A 17961-nucleotide genomic window follows, 5' to 3' on the forward strand; every position below is an offset into this window, starting at 1 on the left:
AATGCTCCTGTTGCTGTCTTTATGGCAAGGTAGCAACTGCCTGCCGGCATAACCATTCAATTCCTTTGATGGCATTCATCAGGCAGCGGCAGGGTCTGCGAACAATCAGGCGTGAAAACCGCGATAGTGGCTGGGCGGATGGCGATTGTGCTGCTGCCAGACGCGCCGCAGATGCCGGGCGGAGGCAAAGCCCGCCCTTTCCGCGATGGTCTCCATATCCAGCCGGCTGTTGGCGAGAATGTCGCGGGCGAGATTGACCCGCATCAGGTTGACATAGTCTATGACGCTGATGCCGGTATGCTCGCGAAACAGGCGCGACAGATGCCTTTCGCTGAGCGCCGCAATATCGGCCAGCCGCTCCAGCGACCAGTCCTGCGCCGGCTCGGCCATCACCCGGTCCTGAACCCGGTGAATGGCGGGGTGGATGTGGTTGCGGCCGGTGAGCCAAGGGGAGATTTGCGGATCGCTGCCGCTGCGTCTTAGATAAACGACCATTGTTTTGGCAATGCGGGCCGCAACGGCCGGGGATGTCAGCCGGGAAACCACATGCAGCATCAGGTCGATGCCGGCGGAAATACCGGCACTTGAGAAGCGGTTGCCATCCTCAACGAAAAGGCGGTTTTCGGCCACCTGCGACAGCGGCGCGATGCGGCGCAGCCCTTCAACGCAATCGGCATGAGTCGTGCAGTTTCGCCCGTCGAAAAGTCCCGCTTCACCCGCCAGCAGCGCGCCGGAACAGATGGAAATGACTGTCGTATCGGCACGCACCGCGCGGCGCAGCCATGCCGCAAGCGCCTGCCGCTCTCGCCGTGTCTGTGGATCATTGTCGAAGCGTGACGTGCTGCCCGAGATCAGCAGGAAAGCACTTTCCGGCAGGGTCGCGGGCAAACTCTCCAGCCCGGAAAGCCCAAGGCCGATGGAAGATTGTTGTTCGCCACTCGCAGCAATGTATCGGCAGTCGAAATGGATGTCCCGTTGTTCCGTGTTGGCATAACGGATTACTTCGAGCGGACCGGCAATGTCCAGCAACAGCGCGTGAGGCGGCACAAGCGTATAAAAGGGAATGATGCGCGTGCCGCCTCTATCCATCATGCGGCCTCTTTGACGGTGGCAAGCACGTCGTTGACGGTTAGGATGCGCGCGAAGCGGCCAGCCAGCACCAGTTCGGTCCGTTTGCGGATATCGTCCGGGCTGAAGACGGTGCCGGAAGCATGTGTCATCGGGAAAGTCAGCGTCGCTTCGGTGACGTAATCGACGCTGTAACCAAGATCGGAAGCGTGCCGTGTGGTGGTTTCGCAGCATTGTTCGGTGCGGATGCCGGAGATGATCAGCCGGTTGATACCTTTCTGCGTCAGCCAGATTTCGAGGCCGGTGCCGGCAAAAGCCGAATGGCGGTTCTTGTGAAAGGTGACATCAGGGGTGATCCCCACACCCTCCAGCGCCCGGATATAACCGCTGTCCTTCGAGAAGGCCCTGTCGCCATCGACATGGAAGATTTGCACGACTGGAATGCCCGCGGCTTTGGCGCCATCGATCAGCGCCTGCTGTTTCTCCAGATAGGCGGCCAATCCGCTTTCCTCGAAATAGGGGGCATGCCGAAAGGACTCTTGAACGTCGATGACCAGCAGGGCCGTATGGGAAGAGGACATTTCATGTATCTCCATTAGGTTTATGCCTAGCATAATTCCTTTTATAAAGTGCGGAGAAAAGCAGATATGCCGACAAAGAGAGGACAAATCCAGCCATCTTTGATCTATCACTCACCTACGGCTTGCCATGACGTGTGACGATGATAAGTTTCCGCTGAATGGCAGAGCGGGAGAATGGAATGCTGCGCTTCGGAATAATCTCAACGGCGAAAATCGCTCAGGATCACGTCATTCCGGCGATACAGGATGCTGATAACTGCGTGGTCAGCGCCATCGCCAGCCGGGATCTCGCCAAGGCCCGCGCAGTGGCGGATCGTTTTTCCGTGCCACACGCTTTCGGCTCCTATGAGGAAATGCTGGCATCCGATGTCATCGACGCGGTTTACATTCCGCTTCCGACGTCGCAGCATGTGGAGTGGACCATCAAGGCAGCTGATGCCGGCAAACACGTTCTGTGCGAAAAACCGATTGCGTTGAAGGCGGGGGAGATCGATGCCCTTATCGCTGCGCGTGACCGCAACCGCGTTATCATCTCGGAGGCCTTCATGGTCACCTATGCGCCGGTCTGGGCAAAGGTGAAGGAGTTGCTGGCCTCGGGCGCGATCGGAACGCTGAAGCATGTGCAGGGCGCTTTCAGCTATTTCAACCGCGATCCCGGCAATATGCGCAATATTCCCGAACTGGGTGGCGGGGCCTTGCCCGATATCGGCGTCTACCCCACCATTGTGACGCGCTTCGCCACCGGCGTGGAACCGAGGCGCGTGCAGGCCACCGTCGAGCGCGACGCGGAATTCGGCACCGATATCTATTCCAGCGTCAGGGCTGATTTCGGCGGTTTCGAACTGAGTTTTTATCTGGCCACACAGCTTGCCGCCCGACAGCTGATGGTTTTCCATGGCACTGACGGATACATCGAGGTCAAATCTCCCTTCAACGCCAATCGTTGGGGTGCGGAAGAGATCGAGCTGACCAATCAGGCCCATAACCAGTCGCAAATCTTCCGGTTTCAGGATAGTCGCCAATATAAGCTGGAGGCGGAGGCCTTTGCGCGTGCGGCAAAGGGTGAGGGCGAAGTGGTCACGCTGGAAAGCTCGAGGAAGAACCAGCTTTTCATTGACGCCATTTACCGGGCGGCGGAAAAGGACGGATGGGAAATGGTTTAGCCCTGATCTTGCCGTTGCCTTTGAAGCCGCCAATAGCCGTAAAGCGCCAGCACAAATGCTGCGAGTGCTGAAAAGGCAAGCGGGACGAGCGGCTGCACCAGCGGGTTGCGCCATTGCAGCAGGGCAAACAGCCCGACGCTGACGATACGCGAGGTAAGCGTGACGGCATTTGTCAGGAAGCTGTTCAGCCGGGCGGATGCCTCACCATTCGAACGGTTCAGCCGCCAGCTTGTTGCAAGCCCCGTTGCCGCGCCCGGCAAACGGGCGGCGAGCGGATCGACGCCGAGATAGAAAATAAGCAGACAGGTAACAACGATATCAGCGGCCAGTCCGCAAATCTCGGTCAGCGCAAAGTGCGAAAGCCTCAAGGCCGCGGACTTTTAGAGGGTCGGCTGGGTGGAACGCGGGCGCTGCAGCACCAGAAGGCTGATAACGACACCCACGACACCGAAATTGTAACCGGCGAGCGCCAGAAGCAGCGACATCAAGGGCACGGCCGTGGATGAAAGTGCGATCGCCACGCCATAGGCGCCAATAATCATCATGCAGATGAAAACGATGCTGAAAACCGAACGCAACGCAACTGCGGTTACGCCGAGCACTGTGGCGGTAAGAAAAATCATGATGCCGCCTCCTCTTTGGTTGCCGGGCCTGGGACAGACGTAACGCCGTCTTCCCTAACGAACCCTTGTTTTCTCCTCCAATCCCCATTTTCCTAACTCGTTAGTTGAGGATATGGTTTCATCGCCGTTAAAATGGGCCGGGCCGGTGCCGGCATTTCCGAATCGACGGGTTTTGGTTACAAACGGGCATGAGCGATATCTTCTCCCACGCAGCATTGAGCAATCTTGCCGAGTTCTCGGTGTCCGAACTGTCGGGTTCCATCAAGCGCACGGTGGAGACGGCTTTCGAGCAGGTGCGGGTGCGTGGCGAGATTTCCGGCTATCGTGGGCCGCATTCTTCAGGGCACGCCTATTTCTCGTTGAAGGACGACCGCGCCCGTATCGATGCGGTGATCTGGAAAGGCACGTTCTCGCGGCTGAAGTTCCGCCCGGAAGAAGGCATGGAGGTCATCGCCACCGGCAAGGTCACCACCTTTCCCGGCTCCTCGAAATACCAGATCGTCATAGAAAGCCTCGAGCCTGCCGGCGCCGGCGCGCTGATGGCGCTCTTGGAAGATCGCCGCCGGCGGCTGGCTGCGGAAGGGCTGTTTGACCCGGCCCGCAAGCGCCGCCTGCCGTTCATGCCGCGTGTCATCGGCGTCGTCACCTCGCCGACGGGTGCGGTCATTCGCGATATTCTTCACCGCATTTCGGATCGCTTTCCGGTCCATGTCGTCGTCTGGCCGGTCAAGGTGCAGGGCGAAGGCTCGGGCGAGGAAGTGGCGAACGCCATTCGCGGCTTCAATGCGCTTCAACCCGGTGGTGAAATAGCGCGACCGGATGTGCTCATCGTCGCGCGTGGCGGCGGCAGCCTGGAGGACCTCTGGAGCTTCAACGATGAAATCGTCGTGCGTGCCGCCGCCGAGAGCGAAATCCCGTTGATTTCCGCCGTGGGGCACGAGACCGATACGACATTGATCGACTATGCCGCCGATGTGCGTGCGCCGACACCGACGGGGGCCGCCGAAATGGCCGTGCCGGTGCGGGCCGAGCTGGAAGCGCAGCTTTCGGGCCTTGCCGCGCGTCTATCAGGCTCGGTATCGCGGCAGATGGACACTCGCCGTCAGGGCGTGCGGGCGCTGGTGCGCGCGCTGCCGTCGCTCGATCAGCTTCTCGCTTTGCCGCGCCGCCGTTTTGATGAGGCTGCAAGCGGTCTTGGGCGTGGGCTTGAAATGACGACGCTAAATAAGCGCCGCGCTTTCGAACGCTCCGCTTCGGGCTTGAGGCCAGAAACTCTGCTGAATGGCCTCAAGCACCACAGGCAGCGGATTACCGAGCGCATGCACCGCGCCGAGACTCTGGTGGAGCGCCGTCTCTTGCAGGGAAAAGGCCGCGTCGATTCGTTCGATTCTTCGCTGCGTTCGCTTCCCGCCCGCCTGCTCGGTCAGCTGGAGCGACAGAAGGAACGGGTCGTCACCGCAGCACGCCGCGCTGATACCGCCGTGCTGCACCGCATGGCGCAGAACCGCTCGGGCCTTGCCGCGCATAGTCGCGTTTTGGAATCGCTGTCCTACAAGAATGTGTTGAAACGCGGCTATGCCGTGATCCGCGACGAGGAAAACCGGCCGTTGACCCGCGCCGCCGCCATTGCTTCCGGCGCTGTCGTATCGATGGAATTTGCCGATGGCCGCGTTTCCGCCATCACAACGGGAGAGGGGATGCCGTCCCCGGATGCCGCCACTGCGCCAAAAAAGAAGCCGGCAAAACCGGCTTCTTCTGGCCCAACGGATCAGGGCAACCTGTTCTGATCAGATCGACGCCGCATCCGAAAAACGGCGGCTGACGGTAAACGTCTTTTCGATATCGGGATGCAGCTCCATGCCAAGGCCGGCGCCCGGCGGCACGGTGATCATGCCGTTCTTCACCTCTGGCAATGCGGTGACGAGATCGCGATACCAGGTCTTGTAGAAGGCGCGCACACTTTCCTGCACCAGCGCATTCGGCGCGTTGAGCGACAGATGGGTGGAGGCGCAGAGCACGACCGGGCCGGTGCAATCATGCGGCGCGACGGGCAGATGCCAGGCTTCCGCCATGGAGGCGATCTTGCGCGCCTCGGAAAGCCCGCCGCACCAGCTGATATCAAGCATCACCACGCCGGCGGCACCCGTTTCCAGCAGATCGCGGAAAGCCCAGCGGGAACCGAGCGTCTCTGATGCGGAGATGGGCGCGGGCGAAACGGCGGCATACCGCGTCAGGCTGGAAAGACTGTCCATCTTGATCGGGTCTTCGTGCCAGAAGGTCTGGTATGGCGTCAGCGCCTTGGCGATCTGCATGGCGGGCAAAAGCTGCCACATGGAGTGAAACTCCACCATGATATCCATCTTGTCGCCCACGGCCTTGCGGATTTTCTCAAATGGCTCGAGCGCGCTTTTCAGGTCCGGCATAGAGATATATTGCCCGCGCGTCTTTTCCGCCGCCGCGTCGAAAGGCCAGATCTTCATGGCCGTGATGCCGTCTTCCAGCAGCGAATGGGCGAGCTCGTCCGCCCTATGCAGGAAGCCGTTCAGATCGTCGTAGTCCTTGCCGCCGGAGAGGCCGTAATTGGCTGTCTGCTGCCCGGTCGCCTTCTTGATGTACTCCGTGCCCGCGCAGGTATTGTAGGTGCGGATTTCCTTACGGCTGAAACCGCCGAGGAGCTGGGCGATCGGCTGGTTGGTTGCCTTGCCGAAAATATCCCAGAGCGCGATATCGAAAGCGGAATTGCCGCGTACCTCCGCTCCCGACGAGCGGAAACCGAGATAACCGACGAGGTCCTGCGCCAGAAGATCAATCTGCAGCGGATCGCGGCCGATCACGCGGGGTGCGATATATTCGTGCACATAGGTTTCCACCGTCTCGGCGCCATAGAAGGTTTCGCCAAGCCCGGTAATGCCCTCATCCGTATGGACCAGAACCCAGAGCAGGTTTGCCCGTTCCGCCACACGGACGGTCTCAAGTTTCGTGATTTTCATGAAGTGTCTCCTCCAGAGGCAAGTCGTGTTCCGTCTGGAACCGTGTTGAAAAAATCAGGCGATGCCGGCGGCCAGAAGCGCGTGCACGCTTTCATCGAAATGCCGCGCCATCAGTGTTGAGGCCGTTTGCGGATCGCCCGCAGCTATGGCCTGTCCAATGGCGATGTGAAGTTCACCTGCGGCATGACGCTGTGCGTCGGACGTGCGGCTCTTCCAGCCGATCGGCCAGGTCTGGCGCGTCACATTCTGAAAGGCGCCGAGAATGAGTTCGAAAACCGGGTTCTTGGATGCTCTGGCGACGGCAAGGTGAAAGGCCAGGTCGTGCTCCATGACCTTGTCGTTGTCGCCGAAATCCCGCTCCATATTGTTGGCATGGTCGAGAATGGTGAGCGCTTCCGCATCGGTTCGCCTCAGCGCCGCGAGCGTCACGGTTCGGACTTCGATCGTGCGGCGTACATCGTAAATCTGCTGGATATTGATCTGTTCGGTGTGAATGCCATGTTCGAACATCAATGACATCGCACCATGGTCCAGCGTCGCCACCGTGGCGCGCTTGCCGGCGCTGACATCGATCAGCCGCATGGCCGAAAGGGACCGGAAGGCCTCGCGGACGACGGTGCGCGAAACGCCGAGCTGCTGTGAGAGCGAAAGCTCGCTGGGGAGTTTCGCCCCGGGCGCAAGTTCGTTTTCCCTGATGTGGCGGGTGATCGCGCCGATCGTGCTGCTGACGAGACCGGATTCATGCGGAATGGCACTTAACATTTTTCCTCCAACCTGTAGTACAGGTTTATGGAAAATTGCTTACAGGATTTTCTGCGGCGAAACAAGCGCCATCATGCTGCCATTGCGTGTTTGCCCGCCCGGAAAGCCTATTCTTCGAAATCCTGCAAAAATCGTTTCAGCAGTTGGTTCAGCGTCGCACGCTCTTCTTCGCTGAGGCCGGCAACCAGACGGTGCTGGTTTTCGACGTGAGCGCCGGCCGCTTCCTCGACAATGGCAAACCCCCGCTCCGTCAACGATATCAGGACGCTGCGCCGGTCATTCGGGTTGTGTATGCGCTCCACCAGCCCCGCTTTTTCAAGCTGGTCGATGCGGTTGGTCATGGTGCCGGAGCTTACCATCGTCATGGCCAGCAAATCGCCGGGGGAGAGCTGATAGGGCGAACCGGAGCGGCGCAATGTCGCCAGAACATCGAAAGCGGAGGAGGAAAGCCCATGTTTCAGCAGCACCGCCTCCACCTCCCGGCCGAGATGGATGGTGAGACGGTTCAAGCGCCCGAGGAGCCCCATGGGGCCGACATCGAGATCGGGCCGCTCCCTGCGCCATTGCGCCAGAATGTGATCGACGTGGTCCAGTGGTTCTTTGCTCATCCCCAAGGCATAACAATTGATATCTTGACGTCAAGATAAAATCGGCTAAGTTCCATTTATCTTGATGTAGAGATTCTTGAAATGAAGAAAAATACGACCTATGCCGCCGATGTGCTGGTGACCGCCCTTGCCCCGGCCATTTGGGGAACCACCTATTTCGTCACGACGGAATTTTTGCCACAGGGATATCCCCTGCATGTCGCCATGCTGCGCGCATTGCCGGCCGGCGTGCTCCTGCTGCTTTTCGTGAGAAAGCTGCCGCAGGGCGTCTGGTGGCCGCGCAGCTTCATTCTCGGGGCGCTGAATTTCTCGTTCTTCTGGGCAATGCTTTTTGTTTCAGCCTATCGGCTGCCGGGCGGCGTGGCGGCAACGGTGGGCGCAGTCCAGCCCCTGATCGTGATTGGCCTCTCCCGGCTGTTTCTCTCAGCACCCGTTCGGCCGCTGGCCATCGCAGCCGGTTTTCTGGGTATTGTCGGTGTCGCGCTTCTGGTTCTGGCGCCGGGTGCGGCACTGGATGGTATCGGCGTGGCGGCGGGTCTCGCCGGCGCCGTATCCATGGCTTTTGGAACGGTGCTGACCCGCAAATGGCGGCCGCCGGTGTCGAACCTCACATTCACCGCGTGGCAACTGACGGCCGGCGGCATCCTGCTGCTGCCGGTCGCCTATTTCCTGGAGCCGGCCCTGCCGACACCGACAGCGGCCAATATTCTCGGCATGACCTATCTGGGTATTATCGGCGCCGCCTTGACCTATTTCCTGTGGTTCCGCGGGCTGACCCGTATCGAACCTTCCGCCGCCGCATCGCTCGGCTTTCTAAGCCCGGTCGTTGCAACCCTGCTCGGCTGGCTGGCGCTTGGCCAAAGCCTCGCGCCAGCACAGGTCGCAGGTTTCGTCGCGGTGCTTTTCAGCATCTGGCTCAGTCAGCGCAGCCAGTTGCCGAGATAGGTCCCGTCAGGCCCATTCGCCCTTGCGCATCACCGGAACCGTGGAGCCATCCGGCTTCACGCCATCAATGTCCACCTTGTCGGAGCCGATCATCCAGTCGATGTGGATCAGGCTGGAATTGCCGCCCTGCGCCGTGATCTGCTCCTGCGACAGCGAGGCGCCGTCAAGGAAGCATTTCGAATAGCACTGGCCGAGCGCGATGTGGCACGAGGCGTTTTCATCGAACAGCGTGTTGTAGAACAGGATGCCGCTTGCCGAAATCGGCGAGGAATGCGGCACCAGAGCCACTTCGCCCAGACGCCGCGCACCCTCATCGGTGTCGAGCACCTTGTTCAATACAGCTTCGCCCTTGGACGCCTTGGCTTCGACGATGCGGCCTGCCTCGAACTTCACCTGGATATCGTCGATCAGCGTTCCCTGATGCGACAGCGGCTTGGTGCTGGAAACGTAACCATCCACGCACAGCGCATGTGGTGTGGTGAACACTTCTTCAGTCGGAATATTCGGGTTGCAGGTCACACCATTCTTGGCGGTAGAGGCGCCGCCATGCCATTCGTGGCCGTCCGCGAGGCCGATCTTCACATCCGTGCCGGGGCCGGTGAAATGCAGCGAAGCGAAGCGTTCGCCGTTCAGCCATGCCGAGCGCTTGGCGAGATTGGCATTATGCTGCGCCCATGCGGCGACCGGATCGGCCAGATCCACCCGCGAGGCGGCGAAGATGGCATCCGCGAGCTTACGGACCGCTTCGTCTTCCGTCACATCGGGAAAGACCTGCTTTGCCCAGGAGGGGTTGGGATAGGAGATGATGTTCCAGTTGATGTCGAAATTGGAAATCTTCTCCAGCGCCGGCTTGTAGGCGGTGGAGTTGGCCTTGTTGGCGCGCGCCACCTTGGCCGGGTCCTGTTCGGCCAGCAGCATGGGGTTATCGCCGGCGATTGCAAGCCGCGCCGCGCCATTGGCATAGGCCTTTGCCATGCCCTCATAAAGCCAGCCGGAAGCACGGTCGAAATTGGAGTCGCTGGCATGGCGATAGCGCGAAAGCGTGGTTTCTTCATCGGAATAAAAGGTGGTGACCAGTCCGCCACCCGCCAGATAGGCGTGTTTGGTCAAAAATCGCACCAGCGGCAACGCTGCCAGCGGCGCGGTGATCACCAGATCCTGGTCCTTCTGCAATTGCAGGCCGACCTTGACGGCGACTTCAGCCAGTTTTTCGAGTTTCACGGGATCGATGGGAGAAACGGTCATGATCTGCCTTCGTCTATTTCAATCGGAGGCGCCGACCATAGCCCATTCCTCCCGAAAGCCAAACGCTTTCAGGCATGCTTCCCAGCGCGTCAATCAGCGACCAGCGGTGCGGCAATGGCCTTCAGCGCCATTTGGGCATCGCGGGGCGAAAGCCTCACTTGCAAGCCACGCTGCCCGCCATTCATGTAGACATAATCATGCGTGATCGCCCCGGCCTCGATGGCCGTCGGCACCTGTTTCTTCTGCCCGAAAGGGCTGATGCCGCCGACATGGTAACCGGTGGCGCGCTCGGCATCGGCGGGCTTCATCATGCTGGCGGATTTGCCTCCGAAGGCGGCGGCCAGCTTCTTCATGCTGACTTCACGATCCGAAGGGACGACAACGCAGACCGGCTTGCCGTCCAGCTCCGCCATCAACGTTTTCAGCACCAGATGCGGCGGCTCACCGATCGCCTCGGCCGCCTGCAGGCCGATGCGGTCGGCACTCGGGTCGTAATCATAGGTCACAGTGGTGAAGGCAACGCCTGCCTTGGCCAGCATCTGGGTGGCGCGGGTTGTTTTGGACATGGCGGGTTGCAGTCACGCAAAAAGGGTCTGGTAGGTTTCAGGCTTGAAACCGACAGTTATCTTGCCCTTCGCCTCCAGCACCGGGCGCTTGATCATGGAAGGCTGCTGCAGCATCAGCGCGATAGCCTTCTCACGGGTCAGGTCGGTTTTCTGGCCGTCGTCGAGTTTTTTGAAGGTGGTGCCGGCGCGGTTGAGAACCGTTTCCCAGCCGGCGGCGTCACACCATGTTTCCAGATGGGCGCGGTCGATGCCCGACGCCTTGTAGTCATGGAAAGAATAGTCGACGCCATGGGTCTCCAGCCAGCTTCTGGCCTTCTTCATCGTGTCGCAGTTCTTGATGCCGTAAATGGTGATCGTCATGCTGCCAGCCTCTTTGTCTTCAAGCTCTTCGGCATAACAAAATATCCGCCTTATTCAACCCGCCCGCTGAAATGCCCTGCGTCGTTGGGAAGAGTGGCGGCTGAGCCATGCGAAATCGCAATAGCTGATATCCGAACGAGCGCGAGCAAAGCTGCATGGCTTCCCTGCTGCATCATGAGTTGTAGAACGGGGCCGAAATGCCCATTATCTGGGCATCAAAGATGGAGAGAAAAATGCGTCAGGTTGCAAAGACATCGCGTAACTTCTTCGGTGAAACTTTCGCCGTTCTCGGTGCAGCGCTCTCGGTTTCGGCCGCTGTTCGCGCACATCGCAAGCCCGCCCGTGCCGATCTCGAAGCTCTCGGTATCGACGGTAAGGCTTTCGACAAGGTACAGCTCTAAGCTGGTGATTGTCCGTTGCGAGGCGATACCGCCTCGCTTGCGCTCAGCATCGACAACCGGATCGGTTTTCGACTGGCGCGGTGGATAAGCTGATGGCGCGAAAAGCGCCCCGGCTTTGCAAGAAAAGGTTCCGTATAGCTTTCAACAGCGGATGCGGAAACGACTATCGGCGTGGGAAGTGCTATGTCGCTTCGGGTGTATCTTATCGCATCGCCGCCCTTTGCATCGGCCGTTTCGAAGGCCCGATCACTTTTCCCGGCAAATGTAACTGGCTTTCAGGCCGCTCATAACGGTCTGCTTTTGGCGAAAGTGCGAAGCGCTCGAGCAATTCATGCCGCGTTTCGCCATTGTGACTGAACACAAGTTCGAAGTTCCCCGCCAGCCAGCTATAGGGTTTCTCAACCTGCATCAGCTCGATTTTCCCGCAGCCGTAGATCATGGTGAGATGCGGTGTAAAAGACGATGCGGCGACATAGGGCAGGTTTGCTCGCCAAAGGGAGCGCTGCACCATCTTCGCCAGAGCCTTAAGCTCCTGCATCTCGCTGCCACTGCGTAGCACCAGACTGTTGCGATTGCCGAAGAGCGACGATCCATCGAATGTGATCGGAACGGGCCGCGCCTTGATTCCCCCGAGCGCCGACTTCAGCCGATGTACCAGCCCGTGAGGCACGGTCTCAAAACATCCGACACAGAGCAGGGTTATATGCAGAAGCTCCGGCGGATAGGCCTCACGCTTCGTCCGCCCTTCGGCATGGCGCGACGCATCGGCAAAAATTCGTTCCGCCAAGGTTGCCGGCGGTTTCACCATGATCAGCAGCTTGCTGCTTGATCGCGGATTGAAACGCCGTATTTTCTCCGGCTCCCACCCTTCGAAGCAAAGCTGCCTGGAGCCTCCTTCCTCTGCCAACTCGAAACTCATGATGATGCTCCATGGCCTTTGCCAAGGCCGCGATATTATCATCACCGGTTAAAATTGAAAGAACAAAAAGAGAACAAGAGCTTTGCGACGTTCACCAGATAGCGGGAAACAGCCGATAGCGCCTTTGACGGGCATATTCAGAATAACCGGGCAATTCGGCCTGCAGCAGGCGGTCTTCCCAGCCGGTACGGATGATTAGCAGCACGATGGCCAAAGCCGCGGGGAGCAGGGCTATCCAGGAACTCAATGCGAGCGGTATGCCAGTGAACATGCCGATTGCGGCCGTGTAACCGGGGTGGCGCACGATACGGTATGGACCCGACGTGACCACCCGCTGCCCACGCTCGCTTTGGATGTGGACCCCGGGCTCGAAGAACGGATTGACGGCTTGTGCCCAGGCCGTAACCGCGATGCCGCCGACAAGCAGGATGTAACCGAGCAGGACGGCCGAGAGCGGCACGACAGACCACGCCATCCGGCCGGCATCGAATGCAGCAACCGGGATTTCAGCGAAAAAAGCCAAAAGTATCATGGTGACCAGGATCAGGTCCCATTTCTTGGTGCCCGGCTGGAACCGGCTGCGCGCGCGGAAAATGACCGGGTTCACACGCGCTAATACCAGCGCGGAAAGGCCAAAAGAAACGGCGACGACGACGACGAAAATCCAGCCCGGGCGCCAGTCGATCCTGCCCGCAGGCAGAAAGATCAGGGCGATCAGGCCGAGTGGTGAGATGATGGCGTAAAGGATCGCGGCGGTGCGTGACATAGGCTTCGGATCGGCATCGGATGTCATCGATGGGCTTCCTTCTGCTGTCCTTGGCAGGACCAACGCAGCTTTTCCTGGTGGACTGATTACCCCATTAAAGCGGTGCCGGGTCGGTGATACTCTGCGAAAGACGGTCGAATACTGGCAAAAAAGCACAGAAAGTCAAACGCATAAGCGGTGTCGGGGCTAACCGACCGCGCGACAGCTGCTTGCGGACCGGAGTGGGCGATCCCTGTTTGGTGGTTCATTTTTTAGTCGCTTTCGGCAGTCGGTACGTCCCGCAATATCGGCCCCGCGCGCATCTGGTTGCCGGCGAGATTCCGTCAGCAGCTATAAGTTAAACGGCTTCGGTTGACATTCTACCTACTAATTGGTAGGCAATCGATATGAAAAATCCACAAACCAAAGCTGATGAAATTCTTCGTTGCGCACGCGCCCTGATCATGAAGGGTGGCTATAACAGTTTCAGCTATGCCGATATTTCCGCTGTGGTCGGTATTCGCAATGCGAGCATTCACCACCATTTTCCCAGCAAGACCGATCTGGTCCAAAAACTGGTTGCGCAATACAGGCAGGAGGCGGAAGCCGGTATCGCCGAACTTGAGCGGAACGTTTCCGATCCGCTCGAACAGCTTCGCGCCTATATCGGTTATTGGGAGGGCTGTATCGCTGAGGCCACTCATCCCTTCTGCGTCTGCGCTCTGCTCGCCAGTGAAATTCCGGTTCTGCCTGAAGCAGTCGTTCTTGAAGTGCGCGCGCATTTTCGAAGTCTCTCGGACTGGCTCACTGCCGTTCTGGAACGCGGCGTTGCTCAGGGGCGCATCGCGCTGAGCGGGACTGCCAGAGCCAATGCTGAAATCTTCATGGCCACCGTGCATGGCGCGATGCTTTCCGCCCGTGCTCACGGTGACGCCACGACTTTTGGTGCAATAACCCGCCCCCTGCTGGAGCGCATGACCGCTTAAAATCGAAGCCTCATGGGGAACGTGAAGGCGTGGCCCGAGCGGCATGCCACCGAAAAAAATAGACAGCATTAAGCTGGCGGATGTGTCGATGACGGTCTGCTTCCCGGCCCACCCCGTCCTTTGGACAAGAAAGGCAATCTCTCATGTTCGGAATTTCTCCGCTTGGCTGGATCCATACACTTGGAAGCCTGCCGGCCATTCCCGCCGCCATTTATATGTTTGCCCGCCACGGCCGAATCGTTCCGCGATCAGCGCCGGGCACCCTCTATCTTGTCTCCATGCTGATTGGTGCTGCGACTGTCTTCCTCGTGGCGCATCAGCCGATCAGTTACGGCGTTGGCGTCCTGACCATCCTGTTCCTGCTTGCAGGTTACGGCATTGAACGTGTTTTGAGTTCAACGCGCCCGGCCAGATATATTGAAACCATCTGTCTCAGCATCACTGCGTTCCTTTTGATGGTCCCGACGGCCAGCGAAATCCTGCGCCGTGTTCCGGACGGTCACCCTCTGGTTACGGACCTGAAATCACCGCTGCTTCTGGGTGTTCAGGCAGGGTTGCTGGTGATCCTCGTGGTCGGTCTGGTGGCTCAGATGATCTATCTCACCCGGCAAAACATAAACGCCGCGAACTAGTCGCGGCGTCATCTTAACTGCGTTCGATGCGGTGGCGTTGCGGCAGCAACGTCGCCGTGTCGATGATGGTCCTATTCCCACTCGATCGTGCCGGGCGGCTTGCTCGTCACGTCATAGACGACGCGATTGATGCCGCGCACTTCGTTGATGATGCGGGTTGCCGCGCGGCCGAGGAAATTCATGTCGTAGGGATAGAAATCCGCCGTCATGCCATCCACCGAGGTCACAGCGCGCAGCGCGCAGACGAAGTCATAGGTGCGGTAATCGCCCATGACACCGACGGTCTGCACCGGCAGCAGCACGGCAAAAGCCTGCCAGATGGTATCGTAGAGACCAGCCTTGCGGATTTCATCGAGATAGATCGCATCCGCCTTGCGCAGAATGTCGAGCTTCTCGCGGGTGATCGCACCGGGGCAGCGGATTGCCAGACCCGGACCGGGGAAGGGGTGGCGGCCGATGAAGCTGTCCGGCAGGCCGAGTTCACGGCCAAGCGCACGCACTTCATCCTTGAAGAGCTCACGCAGGGGCTCGACGAGCTGCATGTTCATGCGCTCGGGAAGACCGCCGACATTGTGGTGGCTCTTGATGGTGACGGATGGGCCGCCGGAGAAGGAGACGCTCTCGATGACGTCAGGGTAAAGCGTGCCCTGTGCGAGGAAATTCGGAGCACCCTTGCCATCTGCGGCTATCTTGGCCGCTTCTGCCTCGAAGACCTCGATGAACAGGCGGCCGATGGTCTTGCGTTTCACTTCCGGGTCGGAAACACCCGAAAGTTCGCCGAGGAACAGATCGGCGGCATCCACATGCACCAGCGGAATATTGTAGTGGTCTCGGAACATGCCGACGACCTGTTCGCTTTCGCCCATCCGCATCAGGCCGTGGTCCACGTAAACGCAGGTCAGCTGGTCGCCGATCGCCTCGTGGATGAGGATTGCCGCAACAGAGGAATCGACGCCGCCGGAGAGTGCGCAGAGCACGCGGCCGGTGCCGACCTGCTCGCGGATCTTGCGGATCATTTCGGCGCGATAGGCCGCCATCGTCCAGTCGGATTTGAGGCCAACGATCTTGTGCACGAAGTTGGAGAGCAGCTTGCCGCCGTCAGGCGTGTGCACCACTTCCGGGTGGAACATAGTGGTGTAATAGTGGCGCGTCTCGTCGGCAGCGATGGCGAAGGGCGCGTTCTCGGAGGTTGCGATGACCTCGAAACCTTCCGGCAGCTTCGTCACGCGGTCGCCATGGCTCATCCAGACGGGATAGCTCTTGCCCTGTTCCCAGAAACCTTCAAAAAGCGGGCTTGCCTTCTTGATGTCGATATCGGCCCGGCCGAATTCCGCCGCATGGCCACCCTCGACAACGCCGCCGAGCTGGGTGCAGAGCGTCTGCTGGCCGTAGCAGATGCCAAGGATCGGAACCTTGCTGTCGAACACCGCCTGCGGCGCGCGCGGGCTTCCTTCCGCCGTCACGGATGCGGGGCCGCCGGAGAAGATCACGCCCTTGGGCTGAAGCTTCTCAAACGCCTCTGCGGCATTCTGGAACGGATGGATTTCGCAATAGACCCCGGCTTCGCGGATGCGGCGCGCAATCAGCTGCGTCACTTGGCTGCCGAAATCGATGATGAGAATGCTGTCGGGATGGGCTATCTGGGTCATGGCGAGCCTTTAAAGAAAATGGCGGCTTTAGGCAACCCGGAAGCGGGTGTCAAACAGCGGAAATTTGCGAAAATCGCAAGGTTTCAAAGGGCGATCGCACCGTCTTCGATGGCGCGGCAAAGCCGGTCGACGGCGTCTGCGAGCTTTTCATCGATGATGTGCAGGTATTCTGTCCAGTCGTCCACGTGGTTCACATCGGCCTTGCCATCGGAAATACCGCGCAGGCTGACGAGCGGCACGCCGAAGCGCTGGCACGCGCGGAGCACGGCATAGGTTTCCATTTCCACCATGTCGGCGTCGATCGCCCCATAGGCTGCGCCGGAGACGACATTGGCGCCCGTGGAAAGCCGCGCCTCGGCAATATCGGGTATGCGCAGGGGCAAGGCCACCTCGGCCGGCAGATCGAGAAACGGGGTGCGGCCCTTTTCGAAACCGAAGGCCGAGGCATCCATGTCGCGATAGGAAACCGAAGTCGCCTGATAGATGCCCGTCTGGTCCAATGTTCGCGAGCCGGCGGAGCCGAGCGAAACGACAAGGTCAGGCAGATGGTCCGCTGCATCGAGCCCGGCAAGAATTGCCGTGACCGAAATCGCCGCCTCGACCGGGCCGACGCCGGTCATCAACGGTGCGATGCGCGCCTGCAGGTGGGGGCCGTATTCAGCGGAGGCCGCCATGACGAAAAGAATGGATTTGTCCGCAACATGCGAAAGCCGGTAGCTCATCCGGTAATATCCTCACGACCTTTCACCACCATCATCGTCCCCGTCATGGAGGCGATCAGCTTTGCCGGGCCGTCCGAAAGCGCATAGGCGCGGCCATCGGCCACGATCAGGTTGTTTCCGGGCTTGATGATTTCGCCACGAAACAGGAACCGCTCGCCGCGTCCGGGCGACATGAGGTTGACCTTGAACTCGATGGTCAGCAGCGAAGCTTCCGGCTCGATGATCGTATAGGCGGCATAGGTGCAGGCCGTGTCCAGACCGGCGGCGATGACACCGGCATGCAATATGCCGTGCTGCTGCGTCAGCTTTTCATGAAAAGGCAGTTCGATTTCCACCAGCCGGTGTTCGATGCGGCTTATCTGCGCATCGATTGCCTGCACGACACCCTGTCGCGCAAAGCTTCTTTCTATCCGCTGACGAAAATCGCCGGGATCCGTGATCTCCATGGCCTACCTGCCTGCTTTTAGTCCCCATCGCAAACTGACATGGCGCGTGGCAGCGGGCAAGGCAAGGGTTGCGCAGGCAAAATTTAGTTCAGCCAGTCGATACTCGCGTTCAGCATCGTGGCAAAGGCGACCCAAAGCGCATAGGGCACGAACAGCCACATCGATATCCCGTCACGACTATAGGTGAGCGTGATGAAAGCGATGATGCAGATCAGCATCGGAATGATGACGACAAGCGCGCCTGTCGGGCTTTGCATGCCGAAAAACATCGGCGACCACAGGAAATTCAGCACCATCTGCGTGAACCAGAGACGCATGCGCGTCCCCATGGGTTTGCGGATCCACGTCCGCGCGCCGGCGATGCCGATCATCACGTAAAGCGTCGTCCAGACCGGGCCGAAGATCCAGTTGGGCGGATTGAAGAATGGTTTCTGCAGCGATTGATACCATTCGCCCGGCACATTGTTGACGCCGATCAGCGCCCCAATGGCAACAACTGCAACCACGAAAACAATGTACACGGTAAGGTTTTTCATGACGCATCCAATGC

Annotated in this window: 22 protein-coding genes; 6 read left to right on the top strand and 16 right to left on the bottom strand. The window is 59.5% G+C overall.

The window, feature by feature from the left end:
- Positions 1 to 105: 105 nt before the first annotated feature.
- Together WDZ78_RS14285 and WDZ78_RS14290 are read right to left on the bottom strand one after the other, a co-directional pair.
- The gene (locus WDZ78_RS14285) at positions 106 to 1089 is read right to left on the bottom strand and encodes a GlxA family transcriptional regulator (RefSeq protein ID WP_425673479.1); all 984 of its coding nucleotides are present in this window, start codon (positions 1087 to 1089) and stop codon (positions 106 to 108) included.
- On the bottom strand, positions 1089 to 1649 hold the full coding sequence (locus WDZ78_RS14290; RefSeq protein ID WP_425673388.1) for a cysteine hydrolase family protein: 561 nt from the start codon (positions 1647 to 1649) through the stop codon (positions 1089 to 1091). Before WDZ78_RS14290 ends, WDZ78_RS14285 begins: the two co-directional genes overlap by 1 nt.
- 179 nt (positions 1650 to 1828) lie before the next feature.
- On the opposite strand from WDZ78_RS14290, the gene WDZ78_RS14295 reads away from it, so the two are divergent.
- Positions 1829 to 2812 (top strand): Gfo/Idh/MocA family protein, encoded by a 984-nt coding sequence (locus WDZ78_RS14295; RefSeq protein WP_425673389.1) that lies wholly within the window; start codon positions 1829 to 1831, stop codon positions 2810 to 2812.
- Here the strand turns inward: WDZ78_RS14295 and WDZ78_RS14300 are convergent.
- Complete coding sequence (locus tag WDZ78_RS14300) at positions 2809 to 3180, bottom strand: hypothetical protein (protein ID WP_425673390.1); 372 nt, start codon at positions 3178 to 3180, stop codon at positions 2809 to 2811. The genes WDZ78_RS14295 and WDZ78_RS14300 overlap by 4 nt on opposite strands.
- A gap of 12 nt (positions 3181 to 3192) precedes the next feature.
- A complete protein-coding gene (locus WDZ78_RS14305) occupies positions 3193 to 3435 on the bottom strand; it encodes a hypothetical protein (RefSeq protein ID WP_003507480.1) in 243 nt (80 codons plus the stop codon).
- Between the two features lie 188 nt (positions 3436 to 3623).
- On the opposite strand from WDZ78_RS14305, the gene xseA reads away from it, so the two are divergent.
- Positions 3624 to 5222 carry an exodeoxyribonuclease VII large subunit gene (xseA, locus tag WDZ78_RS14310; protein WP_020011126.1) on the top strand — a complete coding sequence of 533 codons (1599 nt, stop codon included), beginning with the start codon at positions 3624 to 3626 and terminating at the stop codon, positions 5220 to 5222.
- Here the strand turns inward: xseA and WDZ78_RS14315 are convergent, their stop codons facing one another.
- From WDZ78_RS14315 to WDZ78_RS14325, 3 genes are all read right to left on the bottom strand, one after another.
- Positions 5223 to 6425, bottom strand: a complete 1203-nt coding sequence (locus tag WDZ78_RS14315) for a mandelate racemase/muconate lactonizing enzyme family protein (RefSeq protein ID WP_020011125.1) — start codon at positions 6423 to 6425, stop codon at positions 5223 to 5225.
- A 54-nt stretch (positions 6426 to 6479) separates the two neighbouring features.
- Positions 6480 to 7187 (bottom strand): FadR/GntR family transcriptional regulator, encoded by a 708-nt coding sequence (locus tag WDZ78_RS14320; RefSeq protein WP_020011124.1) that lies wholly within the window; start codon positions 7185 to 7187, stop codon positions 6480 to 6482.
- A gap of 107 nt (positions 7188 to 7294) precedes the next feature.
- On the bottom strand, positions 7295 to 7795 hold the full coding sequence (locus WDZ78_RS14325) for a MarR family winged helix-turn-helix transcriptional regulator (RefSeq protein WP_020011123.1): 501 nt from the start codon (positions 7793 to 7795) through the stop codon (positions 7295 to 7297).
- Positions 7796 to 7876: 81 nt separating this feature from the next.
- Here WDZ78_RS14325 and WDZ78_RS14330 point away from each other — a divergent pair, with 81 nt between their 5' ends.
- The gene (locus tag WDZ78_RS14330; RefSeq protein ID WP_020011122.1) at positions 7877 to 8740 is read left to right on the top strand and encodes an EamA family transporter; all 864 of its coding nucleotides are present in this window, start codon (positions 7877 to 7879) and stop codon (positions 8738 to 8740) included.
- Positions 8741 to 8746: 6 nt separating this feature from the next.
- On the opposite strand, the gene WDZ78_RS14335 is transcribed toward WDZ78_RS14330, so the two are convergent.
- The 3 genes from WDZ78_RS14335 to WDZ78_RS14345 form a co-directional block, all read right to left on the bottom strand.
- Positions 8747 to 9985, bottom strand: a complete 1239-nt coding sequence (locus WDZ78_RS14335; RefSeq protein ID WP_020011121.1) for an aminopeptidase — start codon at positions 9983 to 9985, stop codon at positions 8747 to 8749.
- Between the two features lie 89 nt (positions 9986 to 10074).
- A complete protein-coding gene (ybaK, locus tag WDZ78_RS14340) occupies positions 10075 to 10551 on the bottom strand; it encodes a Cys-tRNA(Pro) deacylase (protein WP_020011120.1) in 477 nt (158 codons plus the stop codon).
- 12 nt (positions 10552 to 10563) lie between these two features.
- Entirely contained in the window at positions 10564 to 10911 is a 348-nt protein-coding gene (locus tag WDZ78_RS14345; protein WP_425673391.1) for an ArsC family reductase, read from the bottom strand.
- A gap of 233 nt (positions 10912 to 11144) precedes the next feature.
- Between WDZ78_RS14345 and WDZ78_RS14350 the strand changes: the two genes are divergently transcribed.
- Positions 11145 to 11312 carry a hypothetical protein gene (locus WDZ78_RS14350; protein ID WP_003503889.1) on the top strand — a complete coding sequence of 56 codons (168 nt, stop codon included), beginning with the start codon at positions 11145 to 11147 and terminating at the stop codon, positions 11310 to 11312.
- Between the two features lie 202 nt (positions 11313 to 11514).
- Here WDZ78_RS14350 and WDZ78_RS14355 read toward each other — a convergent pair whose 3' ends face one another.
- Together WDZ78_RS14355 and WDZ78_RS14360 are read right to left on the bottom strand one after the other, a co-directional pair.
- Positions 11515 to 12231, bottom strand: a complete 717-nt coding sequence (locus tag WDZ78_RS14355; RefSeq protein WP_425673392.1) for a 2'-5' RNA ligase family protein — start codon at positions 12229 to 12231, stop codon at positions 11515 to 11517.
- Between the two features lie 91 nt (positions 12232 to 12322).
- Positions 12323 to 13024, bottom strand: a complete 702-nt coding sequence (locus WDZ78_RS14360; protein ID WP_425673393.1) for a methyltransferase family protein — start codon at positions 13022 to 13024, stop codon at positions 12323 to 12325.
- 359 nt (positions 13025 to 13383) lie between these two features.
- Between WDZ78_RS14360 and WDZ78_RS14365 the strand changes: the two genes are divergently transcribed.
- Together WDZ78_RS14365 and WDZ78_RS14370 are read left to right on the top strand one after the other, a co-directional pair.
- Positions 13384 to 13962, top strand: a complete 579-nt coding sequence (locus WDZ78_RS14365; RefSeq protein WP_425673394.1) for a TetR/AcrR family transcriptional regulator — start codon at positions 13384 to 13386, stop codon at positions 13960 to 13962.
- Between the two features lie 143 nt (positions 13963 to 14105).
- Complete coding sequence (locus tag WDZ78_RS14370; protein ID WP_425673395.1) at positions 14106 to 14594, top strand: hypothetical protein; 489 nt, start codon at positions 14106 to 14108, stop codon at positions 14592 to 14594.
- 71 nt (positions 14595 to 14665) lie between these two features.
- Here the strand turns inward: WDZ78_RS14370 and guaA are convergent, their stop codons facing one another.
- The 4 genes from guaA to WDZ78_RS14390 all read right to left on the bottom strand — a co-directional run bounded on the left by guaA (position 14666) and on the right by WDZ78_RS14390 (position 17947).
- Positions 14666 to 16243 (bottom strand): glutamine-hydrolyzing GMP synthase, encoded by a 1578-nt coding sequence (gene guaA / locus WDZ78_RS14375; protein ID WP_020011113.1) that lies wholly within the window; start codon positions 16241 to 16243, stop codon positions 14666 to 14668.
- 83 nt (positions 16244 to 16326) lie between these two features.
- Positions 16327 to 16965: a 5'-methylthioadenosine/S-adenosylhomocysteine nucleosidase gene (locus tag WDZ78_RS14380; protein WP_425673396.1), complete on the bottom strand. Its 639-nt coding sequence runs from the start codon at positions 16963 to 16965 to the stop codon at positions 16327 to 16329.
- The gene (locus WDZ78_RS14385) at positions 16962 to 17411 is read right to left on the bottom strand and encodes a PaaI family thioesterase (protein ID WP_003493408.1); all 450 of its coding nucleotides are present in this window, start codon (positions 17409 to 17411) and stop codon (positions 16962 to 16964) included. Before WDZ78_RS14385 ends, WDZ78_RS14380 begins: the two co-directional genes overlap by 4 nt.
- Before the next feature lie 83 nt (positions 17412 to 17494).
- A complete protein-coding gene (locus WDZ78_RS14390) occupies positions 17495 to 17947 on the bottom strand; it encodes a TspO/MBR family protein (protein ID WP_425673397.1) in 453 nt (150 codons plus the stop codon).
- Positions 17948 to 17961 lie beyond the last annotated feature (14 nt).

The organism is Agrobacterium sp. M50-1, from assembly GCF_049843495.1.
GTDB classification, from domain to species: Bacteria; Pseudomonadota; Alphaproteobacteria; order Rhizobiales; family Rhizobiaceae; genus Agrobacterium; species Agrobacterium radiobacter.

What these genes read in the sequence shown, in the direction of transcription:
- WDZ78_RS14285 (WP_425673479.1), bottom strand. Translation starts at nt 1,089, where the DNA reads ATGGATAGAGGCGGCACGCGCATCATTCCCTTTTATACGCTTGTGCCG.
- WDZ78_RS14290 (WP_425673388.1), bottom strand. Translation starts at nt 1,649, where the DNA reads ATGTCCTCTTCCCATACGGCCCTGCTGGTCATCGACGTTCAAGAGTCC.
- WDZ78_RS14295 (WP_425673389.1), top strand. Translation starts at nt 1,829, where the DNA reads ATGCTGCGCTTCGGAATAATCTCAACGGCGAAAATCGCTCAGGATCAC.
- WDZ78_RS14305 (WP_003507480.1), bottom strand. Translation starts at nt 3,435, where the DNA reads ATGATTTTTCTTACCGCCACAGTGCTCGGCGTAACCGCAGTTGCGTTG.
- xseA (WP_020011126.1), top strand. Translation starts at nt 3,624, where the DNA reads ATGAGCGATATCTTCTCCCACGCAGCATTGAGCAATCTTGCCGAGTTC.
- WDZ78_RS14315 (WP_020011125.1), bottom strand. Translation starts at nt 6,425, where the DNA reads ATGAAAATCACGAAACTTGAGACCGTCCGTGTGGCGGAACGGGCAAAC.
- WDZ78_RS14320 (WP_020011124.1), bottom strand. Translation starts at nt 7,187, where the DNA reads ATGTTAAGTGCCATTCCGCATGAATCCGGTCTCGTCAGCAGCACGATC.
- WDZ78_RS14325 (WP_020011123.1), bottom strand. Translation starts at nt 7,795, where the DNA reads ATGAGCAAAGAACCACTGGACCACGTCGATCACATTCTGGCGCAATGG.
- WDZ78_RS14330 (WP_020011122.1), top strand. Translation starts at nt 7,877, where the DNA reads ATGAAGAAAAATACGACCTATGCCGCCGATGTGCTGGTGACCGCCCTT.
- WDZ78_RS14335 (WP_020011121.1), bottom strand. Translation starts at nt 9,985, where the DNA reads ATGACCGTTTCTCCCATCGATCCCGTGAAACTCGAAAAACTGGCTGAA.
- ybaK (WP_020011120.1), bottom strand. Translation starts at nt 10,551, where the DNA reads ATGTCCAAAACAACCCGCGCCACCCAGATGCTGGCCAAGGCAGGCGTT.
- WDZ78_RS14345 (WP_425673391.1), bottom strand. Translation starts at nt 10,911, where the DNA reads ATGACGATCACCATTTACGGCATCAAGAACTGCGACACGATGAAGAAG.
- WDZ78_RS14350 (WP_003503889.1), top strand. Translation starts at nt 11,145, where the DNA reads ATGCGTCAGGTTGCAAAGACATCGCGTAACTTCTTCGGTGAAACTTTC.
- WDZ78_RS14355 (WP_425673392.1), bottom strand. Translation starts at nt 12,231, where the DNA reads ATGAGTTTCGAGTTGGCAGAGGAAGGAGGCTCCAGGCAGCTTTGCTTC.
- WDZ78_RS14360 (WP_425673393.1), bottom strand. Translation starts at nt 13,024, where the DNA reads ATGACATCCGATGCCGATCCGAAGCCTATGTCACGCACCGCCGCGATC.
- WDZ78_RS14365 (WP_425673394.1), top strand. Translation starts at nt 13,384, where the DNA reads ATGAAAAATCCACAAACCAAAGCTGATGAAATTCTTCGTTGCGCACGC.
- WDZ78_RS14370 (WP_425673395.1), top strand. Translation starts at nt 14,106, where the DNA reads ATGTTCGGAATTTCTCCGCTTGGCTGGATCCATACACTTGGAAGCCTG.
- guaA (WP_020011113.1), bottom strand. Translation starts at nt 16,243, where the DNA reads ATGACCCAGATAGCCCATCCCGACAGCATTCTCATCATCGATTTCGGC.
- WDZ78_RS14380 (WP_425673396.1), bottom strand. Translation starts at nt 16,965, where the DNA reads ATGAGCTACCGGCTTTCGCATGTTGCGGACAAATCCATTCTTTTCGTC.
- WDZ78_RS14385 (WP_003493408.1), bottom strand. Translation starts at nt 17,411, where the DNA reads ATGGAGATCACGGATCCCGGCGATTTTCGTCAGCGGATAGAAAGAAGC.
- WDZ78_RS14390 (WP_425673397.1), bottom strand. Translation starts at nt 17,947, where the DNA reads ATGAAAAACCTTACCGTGTACATTGTTTTCGTGGTTGCAGTTGTTGCC.